At 62.7% G+C, this 16,141-nt stretch carries 12 protein-coding genes; all 12 read right to left on the bottom strand.

The features are described from left to right. Window positions 1–157: 157 nt before the first annotated feature. Entirely contained in the window at window positions 158–334 is a 177-nt protein-coding gene (locus ACLIRY_RS10805) for a hypothetical protein (RefSeq protein WP_413205400.1), read from the bottom strand. Further along, window positions 331–2,427: a hypothetical protein gene (locus tag ACLIRY_RS10800; protein WP_413205399.1), complete on the bottom strand. Its 2,097-nt coding sequence runs from the start codon at window positions 2,425–2,427 to the stop codon at window positions 331–333. The genes ACLIRY_RS10805 and ACLIRY_RS10800 overlap by 4 nt, the downstream gene beginning before the upstream one ends. Before the next feature lie 142 nt (window positions 2,428–2,569). Beyond that, complete coding sequence (locus ACLIRY_RS10795) at window positions 2,570–3,106, bottom strand: hypothetical protein (protein WP_413205398.1); 537 nt, start codon at window positions 3,104–3,106, stop codon at window positions 2,570–2,572. Between the two features lie 3 nt (window positions 3,107–3,109). Next, window positions 3,110–5,146: a protein kinase family protein gene (locus ACLIRY_RS10790; RefSeq protein ID WP_413205397.1), complete on the bottom strand. Its 2,037-nt coding sequence runs from the start codon at window positions 5,144–5,146 to the stop codon at window positions 3,110–3,112. A 453-nt stretch (window positions 5,147–5,599) separates the two neighbouring features. Then, the gene (locus ACLIRY_RS10785; protein WP_413205396.1) at window positions 5,600–6,841 is read right to left on the bottom strand and encodes a glycerophosphodiester phosphodiesterase family protein; all 1,242 of its coding nucleotides are present in this window, start codon (window positions 6,839–6,841) and stop codon (window positions 5,600–5,602) included. A 163-nt stretch (window positions 6,842–7,004) separates the two neighbouring features. After that, on the bottom strand, window positions 7,005–8,294 hold the full coding sequence (locus ACLIRY_RS10780) for an adenylosuccinate synthase (protein WP_413205395.1): 1,290 nt from the start codon (window positions 8,292–8,294) through the stop codon (window positions 7,005–7,007). Window positions 8,295–8,366: 72 nt separating this feature from the next. Next, a complete protein-coding gene (locus ACLIRY_RS10775) occupies window positions 8,367–9,521 on the bottom strand; it encodes an ATP phosphoribosyltransferase regulatory subunit (RefSeq protein WP_413205394.1) in 1,155 nt (384 codons plus the stop codon). A gap of 425 nt (window positions 9,522–9,946) precedes the next feature. Then, window positions 9,947–10,720, bottom strand: a complete 774-nt coding sequence (locus tag ACLIRY_RS10770) for a GNAT family N-acetyltransferase (RefSeq protein WP_413205393.1) — start codon at window positions 10,718–10,720, stop codon at window positions 9,947–9,949. Window positions 10,721–10,727: 7 nt separating this feature from the next. Beyond that, window positions 10,728–11,882 carry a phosphoserine transaminase gene (locus ACLIRY_RS10765; RefSeq protein ID WP_413205392.1) on the bottom strand — a complete coding sequence of 385 codons (1,155 nt, stop codon included), beginning with the start codon at window positions 11,880–11,882 and terminating at the stop codon, window positions 10,728–10,730. A gap of 139 nt (window positions 11,883–12,021) precedes the next feature. After that, window positions 12,022–13,446, bottom strand: a complete 1,425-nt coding sequence (locus ACLIRY_RS10760) for an alanine/glycine:cation symporter family protein (protein WP_413205391.1) — start codon at window positions 13,444–13,446, stop codon at window positions 12,022–12,024. 153 nt (window positions 13,447–13,599) lie between these two features. Continuing rightward, window positions 13,600–14,214, bottom strand: coding sequence for a LysE family translocator (locus ACLIRY_RS10755; protein WP_413205390.1), 615 nt, complete (start codon window positions 14,212–14,214; stop codon window positions 13,600–13,602). Between the two features lie 15 nt (window positions 14,215–14,229). Further along, entirely contained in the window at window positions 14,230–16,095 is a 1,866-nt protein-coding gene (locus ACLIRY_RS10750; protein WP_413205389.1) for a sodium:proton antiporter, read from the bottom strand. Window positions 16,096–16,141: the final 46 nt, after the last annotated feature.

Here is a 16,141-nt window from a genome sequence, read left to right as displayed (position 1 = left end):
TCAAAGGGTCCGTGACCCTTTGCGGGTCTGGGCAGAGCCCAGAGTCTTACCAAGGAAACTTCGGGCAAAGGAAACTTCGGGATCTTCGAGTGTTCCGAGATTAAACGGTGCCGCTTCACGCCAGAGGCGTGCTCTCGGCAGGATCCGCAGCCATATTCTAAAATCCGAATAGCCAGGATAGGCCGACCAGGGCGGCCAAGGCCAGCAAACCCCAGACGGCCATAGCTGAGCCGCCGGTGGCGCCCTCCAGTCCCTTGCGGAACCGGGTGTCCCGGTTGTCCAGCGGGCCGGTTTCCGTTTCGTCGCCGGAGGGATCCTTTCGATGGGGGCTCATGGGAGGGTGAGCCCGGCGATGTAATCGGCCAGCGCCGTCCGGGCGGCTTCGGCTTCCTTCTCCGCTTCCGACCTTTCGTTGCGCAGGGCGGTCAGCCGGTCTTCAAGCTGTCCCAGGCGATCCATGAAGCGGGTATGCAAATCGCTGTCTTCCGGCACGCTCTTCAAGTTTTCCCGCAGCCGCCCTTGGTCGGTCTCGATCTCGGTCATATTTTGGGCCAGGGTTTCGGCGCGGTGCTGGTATTCGCTGGCCCGTGCGGTGAACTGGGCCATCTTGGCGACCGCTTGTTTTTCCGCTTCCGTCAACCCACCCGTGGCTGACAGGGAGCTCAGCAGGGCGTTGTCCAGGTCCTGTCCCCGGTAGCGTTCATCCAGGATTCGTTCCTGGGTCAGGGGCAGGGTGATGGTCTTCCCCGCCGGAACCAGGAAGCGCAACCGGTGAGCGTCCGGCGTTTCGCCAAGGGAGGCGAAGTCCGGTTTGCCCTTCAAGGTCCAACCCGGCCGTTTGGGGTGGTCGAGGACCAGGGTGCGGTCCTCCGTCCCCGTGTTTTCAATGGTATAGACCGTTTCAAAGCGGGCCAACTGGCGTAGGGTGACAACCCCCTTGGCCGCTGCGATCCCCGCAAGATGTCGGTCGTCGGAGTGGCTTTGGTTGACGGTGATGTCCTGGTCGATGGCGAAGGAGAGCAAACGTTCCTGCCCCGGAGGCAAGGTGGTCAGTCGGGTGTCGCCCAGATAGGCCAGACCGTCGGGGGTGTCCTGGGTGACGCTGACCGCGCCGGGGGGCAGGGCCACCGCACTGGTGTTGGTCAGGCGGGCCGCAGCCCAGGGGTGGAGATCCGATCCTTGGGCCTGGTAATGGGCCACCCGTTGCACGGGGATGGCGGTGTCCGTCAGGGGAACGAGCAGGGTCTGTCCCGTGTCCAGGGTGACCTTCTGTGGCAGGGTGAAGACCACCTGGGCGGTGACCTGAGTCGTATCCGCCGCCTCCATGGGGGGCGGGGCGAAGCGGGCACGCGGTGCGGGCGCCGCCTTGGCCAGGGACATCACGGGCTCCATCCGGGAGTCGAAGGCCTGGGGAGATTCGGCCGCGACAGTGTTCTCCATCGCCGACCCTCCGGCGCTTCCCCGTCCCTGGGGAAGGGTGCCCGTGTCAGGCGAGGGCAGGGCGCGGTCGCGGACCTCTACGGGGACCTGTGGGCGAGTCACATGGTAGGGACTGTACAAATCCTGGGTGAAGGTCGTCGCCGTGCCCGAGACCACGCCGAGCTCGACATTCTTCCAATCCACGCCGCTTAGGTTTTCCAGCACCGCCCAGCCGGTCAGTCGGCTTTTCGCCGATGCGGCTTCTCCTGCACCCTCTCCCTGTCCGGGGGCAGGGAGGGTCAGACGGTAGGTGGCCTTCCACAGGGGGACCTCGGCCACATGAGCCAGGGTGACCTCGCGGGTTCCCCGTCCTTGCAAGGTAATGTCCACTTGGCGACTGTCTTCCCGGCGGTTGTCCGCGAGGGCTTCCAAGGCGTCGGAGACTTGCTTGCGCATCTCCGGATCGGCCAGGGAAATGGTCTCTGCGTCCTCAAGGACAAACTGTCGGAGTCCCTTGTCGGTCATCAGGCCGATCCGGTGGCGCTCGATTTCACTGCCGTCCGGGGTGGTCGTGGTGAATTGATTCACGGACACAATGCGCCCGGTCATGGTCTTGGGACCGGAAAGGGTGATCTCCTCTCCCTTCAAAGCGCCGAACAGGGCTTCGGGGGAGTCCAATGCGTCGGGCGGGAAGGGCATGTCGCGGAACAGGGCAGGTAAGGGATCGCGCACGGCCAAACGGGCGGATACGGCGGTACCCTGCGGGTCATTGACCGTGAGGCTTTTGAGCAGGTCGTTCACCTGATCCAGGCGGGTGGGCAGGGTCACGGTTGCCGTTCCATCCACCGTGACGGCGTATTCAAAAAGCCCCACACCCCCCGTGGACAGAAGGACCCGTCTCAGGGTCGGCCCAGGCTCTCCGGCGGAAGCCGCGATCGGTAAAGCCATGACGGGCAGGGCGATGCCGACCAGGGCAAAGGCCATGGATGGGCTGATGACTTTCGGCATGGGGGAGAGCTCCCTGGAGCGGTTGGTGACGGAGGAAAGATATGGGACAGACCGATGGGGGGAGGAAGGGGACTCCTTGCTCAGTGTCAGTTTTACAGAGCGACCTTGGCCAGAATATGGCTCGCAGACGTGATCCAGGTGGCTAACTTTTAGGTGCCTGGAAATCCGAAACCCGTCCCCGGCGGAGGAACTCGGCCAGGGCTTCTTCTGCGCCTTCCTTGACGCCGGGGCCCCAATCCTCGACGAGCTTAGCCTGTTGTGCCTTCATGGTTGCGATCCGATGGTTCGCCGTCAAGGCCATGAAAGCTCCCAGCAATTGGGGAACGGAAACATAAAGAAGCCAGCCAATGGCCGCAGCACCGTAGATCAGCATGATGGTGAACACATTGGTCACCATGGACATGGCGATTTCCATATGGCCCCCCTGGGCCCAAAGGTCTCCGATAAAGGGGACTGTCCCGGCAAAATTCAGGCCACCCACGCACAGCCAACTCATCTTGCTCATGGAACGGTCGGTTATCGTGGCGACCATCGTGGGGAGCATGGCGACGCAGAACAAAATCACTGTCGGGATGATGAACAACCCCATAAGGGCGATAAAGAGGATCAGAACCAGTTTGGCTCCGAGACCCAGAGTGGCGTCCTTATTCGAGCGAGTGGCTTCTTGTCCTTTGGCCATGACCTATACCAGATGCACGAGGATCACGAAGGCGGTCGCCAAAAGGGCGATCGCTGCGGAAATGGAGGCTGCGGTTTGCTGACCCAGCCTCTCTGAACTCTCGCTGACCCGAAAGTTCCCACTTTCCAGGGCGGCCACCTGTTGGGCCGCCTGGGCAAATTGTTGGCGGGCCACGGCGAATTCGTCGAAATCCGCCTGGCGTTCCTCGGCATCGTCCAGCAACTGGAACAGTTCGGGCAGGCTTCCCTTGCGGACCAGTTTTGGAAGCTCCTTGCGGAGCCTCTTCTGCCGTTCCCGACTGTTGTAGCTGTCGATGACCGGTGTCATCAGGCCGCCGAGCCAACTGGCTAAGCCAGGCAGACTGGGTGGTCCCATTTTCCACTGGATCAGCGCCAGGACGGCGAGCATGCCCAAGGCGGATTTGCGCGGATCCAAATCGTTCATCGCGTGAATCTGGGGCATGGTGTCCTTGGCGTAGCGCGCGGCGATGAAAGCGACCACATGGCGGTCGGTTGGTGGCAGCTTGGTGTCTACTTTGCCCGATACCCGTTCCAGGGCTGGCAGAAGGTCGCCAATTTCCAGGACGCATTGATCCTTGAGGAGGGAACTTCGGCAGGCCACATATTCGGTCATTTCATAAAGACACCGCTCGACCCCGCCTCCTTTGGTTGCCTGGGTCAGGTAGGTTTGCATCTCGCGAAATTCTGCCCCATAGCGGCCGTGTTCCGTTGAAAAATTTTCCTGAGATGCGACCCAGGTCTTGGAAAAATCCTTCTGAACCAAGTCCACGTAGGGGCGGATATCTTCCTTCTTGGTCAGGGAAATGGCCAGGGCCGTGCCAAAAGCCTCAAAATGAATGCGTAGACGACCATAGCGGATGGGCGCGGCTGGATCCATGAGGGTCAGGGCGGAGGCTATGGCCATATCCCGCGCCATGCCGACATCTTTGGCCCGGGCGCCGGAGGCCTTGATGACATTGGCCACTGAATCGGCCAGTTCCTGGTATTCCAATCCTCGCCTCAGCCAGACTTCCACCTTGCCTTCCATCAGTGGCACGGCGCCCGCTTCCCAGTCCCGGGCCAAGGCATGGGCAAGGGAGCGGCGTGTGTAATATTCCATGCCGCGAAAGATGAAGGGTCGCTGGGAGCGCTTCTCCTGCTTGTTCTGTGTGGGATTCATGCGTCGACCGTTCATCCACATGTCGATGGATTCGAGGGTCCAGCGTTGTTCCGTGTCATCTGCCAGCAGGCCGCGGGCCAATTCGATGACGCCCAAGGGAACGCGTTCGTCACCGACGACGGTGGCGTAAGAGCCGTTGTTGATCTTGTGGGAAAGAATGCTGTCGTCGCTCTCGTGGCTTTGGGCGCACCGTCCTACGGAGAGGATGACCAGGGTTGCACCCAAGGCGTACAAGTCTTCCGGATAGTACCCCGCACCCCGTCCCCCGGGGGAGGCCATGCCACTTTCCACGGTTTCGCAGATCATCGGCTGGTCATGGGCGGGGGGAGAGGTTGTGCAATCCCCCAGGGCGATTTTGGTTTGCTCCCGGTCGAGCCAATAGAGGTTGGTGGGTCGGATGGCCCGGTGCACGGTGGAATTGGCTTGGATCTCCGTCAGGGCTGCGACCAGGGGTTTAACAATGGTTTTAATGAACTGTTGGTCGGAGATGGGTTGGAAAACCGAATCCATGGTCTTCATCACACGGCCACCCATGGGACGTTCATAAATGACCGCGACGCAACGCCCTTCTAGCGGGGGCCAGTCGATGGTGCCCCATTCCACCAAAGGAATCAGGCCGGCTGCGGTCACCCCGCGCAATTTGCGCATCAAATTAATGCGTGGTGGCAGCGATCCTTCGCAGACCAGGGCATAGAGATTGCGTTGGTTGTTCCGCTTGTCACTGGCGGCGAAGGCCCGGGCATTGGGCATGTCCAGTTCGGGGATATGCTGGGTGGGGTCGATTTGAAATCGATCTCTGAGGGAAACGGGCTCTCCCCTGGTCGATGCCGATCCCTTGTCCGAGCCGTCTTCCTGGGCCATGCCAACTCCAAATACGTGCTGCGTAGAGGCGTTTCGTCGATCTCGGTGTCCAAGGCGACCCAGGATCGAGAAGGCTGGGGGACTCCGAAGACCTCTTCTCGCCACACAGTACCGGAGATGGTGTTAATTCAGAAGCGCTTTGGCTCATCGGGTGACGCGTGAGGCCAAGTGTGCACGAGGGGAATTGAACCGGATATCGAGCGTTGCCGCCAAAGCGATGTGAGTCCCGGCCCTGTTGGTACGATAATATTATGTATATACAGGTTTGGTGACTTTGATTGGTTTGAACAATTAAGTTCTAAATTTTAGAGCCTCTTCGAGGTTCAGTTGGGCCAGGACCAAGACTTGGCCCAAAGGCGCCGGATGCGCCCTTTCTCGAAATGATTGGGGACCAGGAGGAACGCCCGCAGGTCCGAAGACGTCCGGGCGTTTTTTTGATGTCCGAGAGAGGGGTTATTCGAGGCCCATGCAGCTTGCGTAATAGCTGACCGTGGCGGGCCAATCAGAGAACATGCCGACCACACCCACATCCTTGGCTAGAACGTCGACCAATTCGTACATCTTGGCGTCGGAGGTGGTGATGTCATTGATCGACTTGTAGTACCAGCCGCCGCCCGTGACCAGGGGGCCGGACCGTTCCAGGCTCCAGGTGATGATTTTCAGTCCTGCCGCCTTGGCTTCCTCGGCATAGCGCGAGGGAATGATCTTTCCATCCTTGGCCGTGACCAGCATCCACAGGGCCGGGGCGATATAGGTTACACCCTGGGCCTTGAGATCAGCCATGGAATGGGCCCAGGTGTCGGGGTTCATATTGTCCCAGGCCTCGTCCTCCGTGCCCTCGTCGAGGAACACGGCCTGCTTGCCGAATGCGGGCTCGTTCTTGATCCAGTAGAGAATGTCGTCAAGATTGAAGGATTGGGCCCAGACGTCCTCCGGAGGGATGCCCGCCGCCTTGTATTCGTCGATCATCATTTGGGCATAGGCGTCTTGGGTCAGGCCGTCAAAGGGCATATCCACGGCCGGAGCTTTCAGTTCCGGTGTGAATTTGGCGCCTAAGCCGTGGACCAGGGCAATGTACTGGGCATGGGTCATCAGAGTGCCGGTGCCCGTGGCGTAAAGGTCGGTGCGCCAGTGTGGCGTGGCATTCATATAGGCCTCGACTGTGGTTGCCGTCTTGTCGGCGGCGTCCATCTTGCCTTTCAGGGACAGGAACTCCTCCAAGGTCAGGTCCGAGGTCCGGCATTCGGCCTGGGCCGGGGTGTCCCCTTGCGCGGGCACGAAGGGCTGGGTGCATTTTTCGGCGAGCGGGGTCGCCAGGATGTTGGTGGTGGTGTGCAGGTCGTTCTGGGCGTGGCGGCAGACCAACTGTTTGTCCTTGGTGAAGGCCACGTCACATTCGATGATGCCTGCCCCCATGCGATAGGCGGCCCGATAGGATTCCAAGGTATGTTCGGGGAACTGCAGGGGCGCCCCCCGGTGCCCGATGGAAAACAGGGTCCGGTGAACGGGCTTGCCCGCGCAGGACATCAGTTTGTCCTTGAGGGGGCCGTCATCGAGTTGGTCCATCAGGTAATAGGGCCGAGGGCCAACCGTAACTCCGTCGTCGGACGCATGGGACGGGGCAGGCGCGGCAAGGCTGCCGATGGCCAGGGCCGCGCAGACCAGGGGGGGCAGGAAAGGGATCTTGGACAACATAAAGGACCTCCGGTGGGACAGGGAACGCATAGGTGTTGAGCCTACACGATTTTCCCTGTCCGCCACTTGACGCGGAGGTGAATGTTCCGTGACTGAGACCGGCCAATCCCTGGAAAGGGATGCTGAACCAAGGCTATCCCTGGAAGGGATCCTTGAACCAAACCTATCCCTGGAAGGGATCTTGAACCAAAATAGTGTCCTCACGCTCCGGGCTGGTGGAGAGAAGGGCCACGGGGGTTTCGATCAGTTCTTCCAGGCGGCGGATATATTTCACCGCCGTGGCAGGCAGGTCCGCCCAGGACCGCGCGCCGTAAGTGCTGTCCTTCCAGCCCTCCAGGGTTTCGTAGACGGGTTCCACGGCGTCCTGGGCCTTCATGGAGGCGGGCAGGTGGTCAAGGATCTCGCCGTTGAGCTTGTAGCCCACGCAGATCTTCAACTCGTCCATGCCATCCAGCACGTCGAGCTTGGTCAGCGCGATGCCCTTGATACCGCCAACCTTCAGGGTTTGACGCACCAGAACGGCGTCGAACCAGCCGCAGCGCCGGGCTCGACCGGTAACCGTGCCAAACTCGCGGCCCCGCTCCCCCAGTCCCTTGCCCACCTCGTCGAAGAGTTCGGTGGGGAAGGGGCCTGAGCCAACGCGGGTGGTATAGGCCTTGGTGATGCCCAGAACGTAACCAACGCTGCCCGGGCCCACACCCGATCCCGAGGCCGCCGCAGCGGAGACGGTGTTGGAGCTGGTGACGAAGGGGTAGGTGCCGTGATCCACATCCAGCAGGGCGCCTTGGGCGCCTTCGAATAGAATCTTCTTCCCGGCCTTGCGGGCCTCGTCCAGGATCTTCCAAACGGGGGAGGCGAAGGGCAAGAGACGGGGGGCCATCTCTAGTAGGGCCGTAATCAGGTCCTCCGCTACCAGTTCTGGCTCGCCCAGGCCACGCAGCAGGGCATTGTGGTGGGTCAGCATGCGGTCGACCTTGAAGCGCAGCACATCCTCGTCGGTCAGGTCGCAGACGCGGATGGCCCGGCGGGCCACCTTGTCTTCGTAGGCCGGGCCGATGCCCCGTCCGGTGGTGCCGATCTTGGAGGCTCCGGCCGCAGCTTCGCGCGCCCGGTCGAGGTTGCCGTGCAGGGGCAGGATCAATGCGGCGTTCTCGGCGATGCGCAGGACTTCGGGCGTGATGTCCACACCCTGATCCCGGATCCGACCGATTTCGTCGAACAGGGCCCAGGGGTCGATGACCACACCGTTGCCGATGATCGAGAGTTTCCCCCGCACCGCGCCAGAGGGCAGCAGGCTGAGTTTGTAGGTCACGCCATTGATGACCAGGGTATGGCCGGCGTTATGGCCGCCTTGGAAGCGCACCACCACATCGGCGCGCTCGGACAACCAATCCACCACCTTACCCTTGCCTTCGTCTCCCCACTGGGAGCCCACCACGGCCACGTTCGTCATCGCGTCATTACCCGTTGTCTCGAGAAATAATCATTATCCCGCACCAAATGTGCTTTGATCCCCTGTCGGGGATCAAACGGGACTTGGTGTTCCGGTCTTACCCAACAGATAGCCACAGGCCAGTCTTTTGGCCTCCACGGCGTCGGCTTCGGCTCCCAGGGCGGGAACGGTTACCCAGCCGTCCGCCACCAGGGCGCGGCGGGTGGATCGATCCAGGTCCGAGGGAACCAGAATGCGGCGATCAGGGGCCGGTCTGGGAACGACATCCAGGACCGAATCCAGATAGAGGGTCACCCCCCGGCAGCGTTCCGAACTCTCGCCCAGCTCGGAGAGGTATTCTCCGCCGCGGCCCAATTCTCCCCGGGCACCCCGTGCGAACAGGGCGAAGCTGATACCCGTGTGGTATTCGAAGCCCTTGTGCTCCAGGGGGTCGATGGTCACGTTGGTTTCCGGTGCTCGAATCATGACACGGCGGGTCAGGGCAACGAGGGCGTCCCGGTGGGCCGCAGCCTCCTGGGGTAGCTCCAGGGCATCGAGGCGGGCGAGAACCGTTTCTGCAGGACCCACGGCTTCGGCCAGGGCGAGCAGGGGGGCGGCCTTGTCTCCCGCCAGATCGGCAACGGCGGCGATGTCTTTCTGCTCCAGCAGCTTGCGCAGGTCGCCTGTCGTCGCGGCGTCCAAACCCAGGGACGCGCAGAGGCTGGGCACCAACCGGGGGCTGTTCAGGTCCAGGGTCACCAAACCGATGCCCAGGCTATTGAGCGACTCTACGGCCAGCAGGGCGACTTCGGCATCGGCGTCCACACCCTCGGCGCCAATCAACTCGAAGCCAGCCTGGGTAAACTGGCGTTCAGGGCGGAGTTGGGTCCCTTTCACCCGGGCGACCTGCCCGGAATAGGCCAGCCGCAGGGGACGGGGGGACCCCGCCAACCGGGTGGCGGCGATGCGCGCAACCTGAATGGTGATATCTGCGCGGAGTCCCATCATCCGTTGGGTGATGGGGTCCATCACGCGGAAGGTCTGGGCCGCAGTGGCCTTGCCCGAGCCGGTCAGCAACCCTTCCTCGAACTCGATGAGGGGGGGCTTGACCCGGTCATAGCCGTGGCCGGAGAAGGTTGCGAGCAGGTTTTCCACCGTCGCGGCCTCGAATGCGGCATCGGGGGGGAGGATGTCTCGCAGGCCATTGGGCAGCAAGGCCCGGCTGTCGGTCTTCTGGATCATGGTCATGACACTGGCATTCGGGGGGGTGATTGGGACCCATCCTTAGCGCGGAACCACGCCGGTAAGCAAACGGAAATGGGGATCGGAGCATCGAGTGGAAAAGTGGGAACCGGTTTTCCGGTCCACGCGATGCTCTAACCATATGATTTTAGATCAAATTATCCGCCTTAAATCGATTCCGATTGAGCGCGGTTTGATCTGGAGTGAAATGGGATCAGCTTGAAACAGGCTGGCTCAGGGTACAGGACGAGTGGTGTTTTCCAGCCACGGGGCTTTGCCCTGTCCCCCCCCCACTGGGGCCGCAAGGCCCTAAACTATTGTTTTTGGCCGCAAGGCCCCAGACCCCGGGCGCTTATTTTCAAAAGAAAAAGGGGGGGTTGGGGGCATTGGCCCCCAAATGGGTTTGGGCTATCGCCCAAAAATAAGACCCTTTAGGGGCTGGGAGACGGACCAAGGTCCTTCCGCCGGTAGTGGTAGCGGTGCAGGTCCTGGGTGAAACCGAGGCGGGTGTAGAGGGCGAGGGCCGGGGCGTTTTCCGCCTCGACCTGGAGGGTGGCGGCTTCCGCGCCAAGGGTTCGGGCACGCGCCATCATCGCCCCCACCACCCGCCGACTCCGTCCGCCATTGCGCAGGGCGGGGTCGGTGACGACTCCTTCCACGGCCAACAAACCCTGGTGGATCCCGCCGAAACAGAGGGCGGTGATGGCACCGTCCTCCCAGAGGGCGGCGAACAGGCTGGGAAGACCGATGGCGGCAAGGCTGGCCCGGTAGTCCGCCGATCGGGCCGGAGACAGGTCTTTCAATCGGTCCTGGGCGGCCAACCAGGCAGCGTCGGGGTGGGGGAGGAGGGTGATTGCGGGGTCGAGGGTTCCCTCCGGAGCCAAGGCGGGTGCCAAGAGGGTCCGCACGTCGCATTCAACGGCGTATCCCCGGGACGCCAGCAGGCGGTCGAGCGCGGGGTCCACTGGATCGGGAACGCGAAACCTAGTGGTCAGCCCCCGGTCGGCGTAGAGCCGCTCGCAGGCGTCCACGGTCCCTTGAAGGTCGCCGATCTGGCCGCGCAGGGGGCTGGCGGAACAGGTGCGGCGGGCGACACCACCGCCCAGGCGGGCGACCATGTCGCCGACGAAGACCTGGACGGGGGCGGGGAAGGCGTTGAGGAACAACAGCTCCGCCCGCCATCCCAGAATGTTTTCAGGCTCCATGGGGGGCTCAGCCCAACTCGGCGCGGACCTGATCCACGGCCCAGTCGATCCAGGGCAGCAGGGCTTCGATATCACTGCGCTCTACGGTGGCGCCCCCCCAAATGCGCAAGCCAGCGGGGGCGTCCCGGTAGCTGGCGATGTCGAGCGCCACGTTTTCCGCCGCCACCAGGGCCGCGACCCGCTTGGCTACCTTCGCACCGCCATCGGGCTGGGCGGTGATCCAGGGCGCGGTCAGGCGCAGGCAGATGGCTGTGTTGGAGCGGGTCGCCGGATCCTTGGCGAGGAATTCGACCCCGTCATGGGCATCGACCCAGGTGGCCACGGCCTCCAGATTGCCTTCGGAGCGGGCAATCAGGCCCTTTAGCCCCCCCACCTGCTCGGCCCAGGCCAGTCCATCCAGGGCATCCTCGACACAGAGCATGGAGGGGGTGTTGATGGTCTCGCCTTCAAAAATGTCTTCGATCAGCTTGCCGCCCTTGGTCATGCGGAACAGCTTGGGCATGGGCCAGGGCGGGGTGTGGCTCTCCAGCCGCGCGACGGCCCGGGGAGAGAGGGCGAGCATGCCGTGTTGGGCCTCGCCACCCAGCACCTTTTGCCAGGACCAGGTGACCACATCGAGCTTGTCCCAGGGCAAGTCCATGGCGAAGGCTGCGGAGGTGGCGTCGCAGATGGCCAAGCCCTCGCGGTCATCGGGGATCCAATCGCCGTTGGGGACCTTCACGCCAGAGGTCGTGCCGTTCCAGGTGAACACCACGTCCCGGGAGAAATCCACCGCCGACAGGTCGGGCAGATCGCCGTATTCGGCCTCCAGCACCGTGACGTCGGGCAGCTTGAGTTGCTTGAGCACGTCGGCCACCCAGGTCGAGCCGAAGCTTTCCCAGGCCAGCATCTGCACGCCCCGGGGGCCCAGCAGGGACCAGAGTGCCATTTCGACCGCGCCGGTATCCGAAGCGGGGACAATACCCAACCGGTAGTCCTGGGGCAGGCCAAGGAGGGATTTGGACATGTCGATGACCGCGCCCAGGCGGGCCTTGCCCTCGGGCGCCCGGTGGGAGCGGCCCAGAAGGGCTTCGCTTAAGACTTCCGGAGACCAGCCTGGGCGCTTGGCGCAAGGACCGGAGGAGAAGTGAGGATTGGCCGGGCGGGTATTGGGCTTGTTCATGGTCGCGCTGTCCAGGGAAGGATAGGCCAGGGAAGGATAGGCCAGGGAAGGATGGGCCAGGGAAGGAAAGGAAGCGCGACTGTAAGAGTCCTGCCCCCGGTGGTCAACAGAACCGGGGGCAGGAGTGGTTGGTCTGTCGCTACTTCTCGCCGGTCCAGGCGGTGCGATCGATGTCCAGGTCGGCGTAGTCATCGGGGTTGAGAAGGGGATGCTCCACCCCGGCCTTGAGCTGCTTCCGGTAGTCGGTCAGCAACCGCATGCCGATGGGAAACAGCATGGTCAGCGCCACCAGGTTGACCACCGCCAGAATACCCATCATCGGGTCGGAGAAGAAGAAGACCGATGTTGCCCCCGGCGCCGCAGCACCGATCAGCACCAGGGCAATCACCAGGGCACGCAGGCCATGGCGGGCCATGGGATTCTTGGTCATGACCGAAAGCGCGTTCTCTCCCAGATAGTAGTTGTAGATGATCGAGCTGAAGGAGAAGAGCAGGATGGCGACGGTCAGGTAGTACTTGGACCAGTCTCCCACATGGGAGGCCAGGGATTGCTGGGTCAGGGCGACACCGTTCACATCCGCCGCGCCGGGCACGTAGACATTACCCAGCAGGATGATGAAGGCCGTGCAGGAACAGATGATGATGGTGTCGATGAAGACCGACAGGGATTGCACAATGCCCTGGCTGATGGGGTGGCGCACATAGGCAACCGCCGCCACATTGGGGGCGGATCCCAGACCGGCTTCGTTGGAGAACAGCCCGCGGCGGAGGCCCTGGGCAATGGCCGCACCCATGCCACCGGCAATGGCGCTATCAATGCCGAAGGCGTTCTTGACGATCAGCATGATCATCGCCGGGACTTCGGTAATGTTGATGGCGATGATGATCAGGGCCATGCCGATATACATAAGGGCCATGAAGGGGATGATCACGTCCGCAGCCTTGGCAATGCGGTGGATGCCACCATAGACGATCAGGCCCGTGATGGCGGCCAGGGCGACGCCCGTGGCGAGCCGGGGAATGCCCATGCTGTCGAAGGCGGCGCCCGCGACCGTGTTCCCCTGGAAGGCGTTGAAACCCAGGGCGAAGGCGGCAATCAGGCAAATGGCATAGAGGATGGCCAACCACCGGAAGTTCTTGCCCAGGCCGTGGATGATGTACCGCGCCGGGCCACCCCGATAGGTGCCGTCTTCGGCTGATTCCTTATACAACTGGGCGAGCGAGCATTCGAACAGGCTGGTGGCCATGCCGATCAGCGCGATGGCCCACATCCAGAAGACAGCCCCGGGCCCACCCAGGGTAATGGCCACGGCCACGCCCGCGATATTGCCGCCGCCGACCCGGCCGCCGACGCTGACCAGCAGGGCCTCGCGCGAGCTGATCCGGTTGGTCCCTGCGACCGTGGGATCAGGAAAGAGAGCCCGGAACATGCGTCCGAAGAATTCGAACTGCACCAATCCCGACAGCAATGTGAAAAAGACACCAAGGACAACCAAGAAGGGCACGAGCGCCCAGCCCCAGGTCAAATCGCCAATCGTCCCGAAAATCGTCTGAAGTAATTCCATCCCACCATCCCATTAGAAAAAGTTGATGTATCTGGGTGTGCTCTCTCTAAGGGCGATTGGAACATGAAATGGGGGGAGGGTCACGAGAATTGGACTTATTGTGGCAATAAAAGGGCGAAAAAAGGGCGAAAAAAGGGCGAGATTTTTCAGGCCCTATCGCTCGGCCAGGGCCAGTTTGACGCCGAGCGCGACGAAGGCTCCGGCGAAGGCCCGACGCATCCAGGTCAGCACTCGGGGTTGAGCGAGAATCCGATCGCGCACAAGAGCTGCACAGGCGCCGTAACCCACGAAGACGACAAAGGTCAAGGCCATGAACACGGCGCTGAGTTCGACCATGGACAGCAAGGGCGTGGGGTCTCCTGCGTCCACGAACTGGGGCAGGAAGGCGAGGAAAAAGATCGACAGCTTGGGGTTCAGGATGTTCAGCATGAAGGCGGCCAGAATTGTCCGGCCCATGGAGCGGTGCGGCGCTTGGGCCGTGTCCACGGACAGGGCCCCCCGTTCCTTCACCGTCATCCAGGCCATATAAAGCAGGTACAGAACGCCCAGGAGTTTCATTCCCTGGAAGGCCATGGCGCTGGCGTGGAGGAGGGCGGCCAATCCGGTGATGGCCGCGATCATATGGGGCAGGATTCCCAGGGTACAGCCGAAGGCCGCCACGACACTGGCCTTCCAACCCCGGGAGAGGGCTGTGGCCAGGGTGAACAGAACCCCCGTTCCCGGGGCGAGGACCACGACCAGAGCGGTCAGCAGGAATTCGGGGCTCATTTCAAGGCCTTTCTCTTACAGGCCAAACATTATCGGCGCGGCGATAGTATACACGAGCCAGAGCAGAAGCAAAAGCGGCAGACCGGCTCGGACGAAGTCGCCGAATTGATATTGCCCCGGTCCCATGACCAACAAGTTGGTTTGGTAACCCACAGGGGAGGCAAAGGAGCAGTTGGCCGCCAGCACCACGGTGATGGCGAAGACATGGGGCGCGACCCCCAACTCTTCGGCTAAACCGATGCCGATGGGAGTGAACAGGACGGCACAGGCATTGTTGGTCAAGATATTGGTGAACAGGGCCACCACCAGGAAGAAAACCGATAGGATCGCAGTTGGTCCCACATCGCCCAGCATGCCGATCAGGCCCTGGGCAACGAAGGCGGCGCCCCCCGTTGCTTTCAGGGCTTCCCCAAGGCCCAGGGCGGCGACCACGACCAGCAGGATCTTGCGATCGATGGCGCGGCCCGCCTGGCGCAGGTTGATGGCCCTTGTCCCGACCATGGCCGTTGCCGCCACCACCGCAGCGACGGTGATGGGAAGGATCCCCAGGGCTGCCGATCCCACTGCGGCGAGGAAGATGAGCTGGGCCGTTCCCGCATGGCGTCGCCGGGGCAGCAGGCCCTTGGTGCCGGACAGGACCACGAAATCCCGGTCCTGACGCAGGCGGTCAACGTCTTCTTCCCGCCCAAGGACGAGCATGATATCGCCGGCCTCCAGGCGGATATCCACCATCTTGGCGCGGATCATCCGGGCGCGGCGCTGGATGCCGGTGATGATCGATCGGTATTGTTGCTGGAAGCCGGTCTGGGCCACGGTGCGCCCGATCAGGCGGGAGGCGGGGTTGACCATGACCTCGATCAACACATGTTCGGTTGCCCCTTCGGTGTCGTCCCGGACCTCGTCGGTGCCCATGTCGCGCAGGCGGTCCCGCGCCCGGTCCAGGCCATAGGGGCGGGGGGGGTGGAATAACCCCGGGTGACCGGCGGCAGCCTCCGCGAGGGCTGACCGGGTGGCGGCGAGCACCAGGAGATCCCCGGCGTGGAGCACGATGTCGTCGAAGGGCGGCATGATGGTCCGTGCCCCCCGCAGGACCATGCGTACCGTGATGTCGGGCAGAGAGCGGAAGACGCCCGCCGCAGCCCGCTCGCCGTTCAAGGGGGAATCGTCGGGCACGACGAGTTGGCTGATGAACTGCTTTCCGCCCCCCACCCGGGGCTCGTCCACGGTGGGCGCCCGGTCGGGCAGCAGGCGGGGCAGGGCCAGGGTCACATAGAGCAGGCCCGGAACCGCCAGAACGAGGGCCAGAGGGGTGAATTCGAAGAAGTCGAAGCCTGAAAGACCCTGCTCAATCAGGGCTGAGGAGACCAGCAGGTTGGTCGAAGAGCCGATGACCGTGGTCATGCCCCCCAGGATCGCTGCGTAGGACAGGGGGATCATGACCCGACTGTTGGCCAGAGTCGCTTGTTTGGCCAGGGCCTGGGCGATGGGGATGAAGATCAAAACAATGGGGGTATTGTTGAGGAAGGCCGAAAGCAGGGCGACCACCAACAACACGATGACCACGGAATCCCGGGGAGATAAGCGGGGGTGGGACAGCGTTTGGGCCAAGCCGTCCAGGGCGCCCGTGCGCACCAGGGCCTCGCCCACCACCAAGAGGGCCATGACGGTGATCAGGGCGGGATTGGCGAAGCCCTGGAGCAAGTCGGCCGCGCCGATCTGAGGAGCCCCGTCCGGTCCAACCACGGGAAACACCTGGAACAGCAGCAGCAACACCGAGAGCACCCCCAGGGAGGTCAACTCGATGGAGATCCATTCAGTGATGTACAGGACGACGACCGCCGCAGTGAGCAGCAGCGTTAAGGTCATCTGAAGATCGGCCACACCGCTCACTCCGGATCCCCCTCTGCGGTTTCTCCGCTTCTCAAGA

Origin of the sequence: Rhodospirillum sp. A1_3_36, from assembly GCF_047263945.1 — a bacterium.
GTDB lineage: Bacteria > Pseudomonadota > Alphaproteobacteria > Rhodospirillales > Rhodospirillaceae > Rhodospirillum.
The sequence above is the reverse complement of the archived record's forward strand: the minus strand, read 5'-3'. Positions and strand labels throughout refer to the sequence as shown.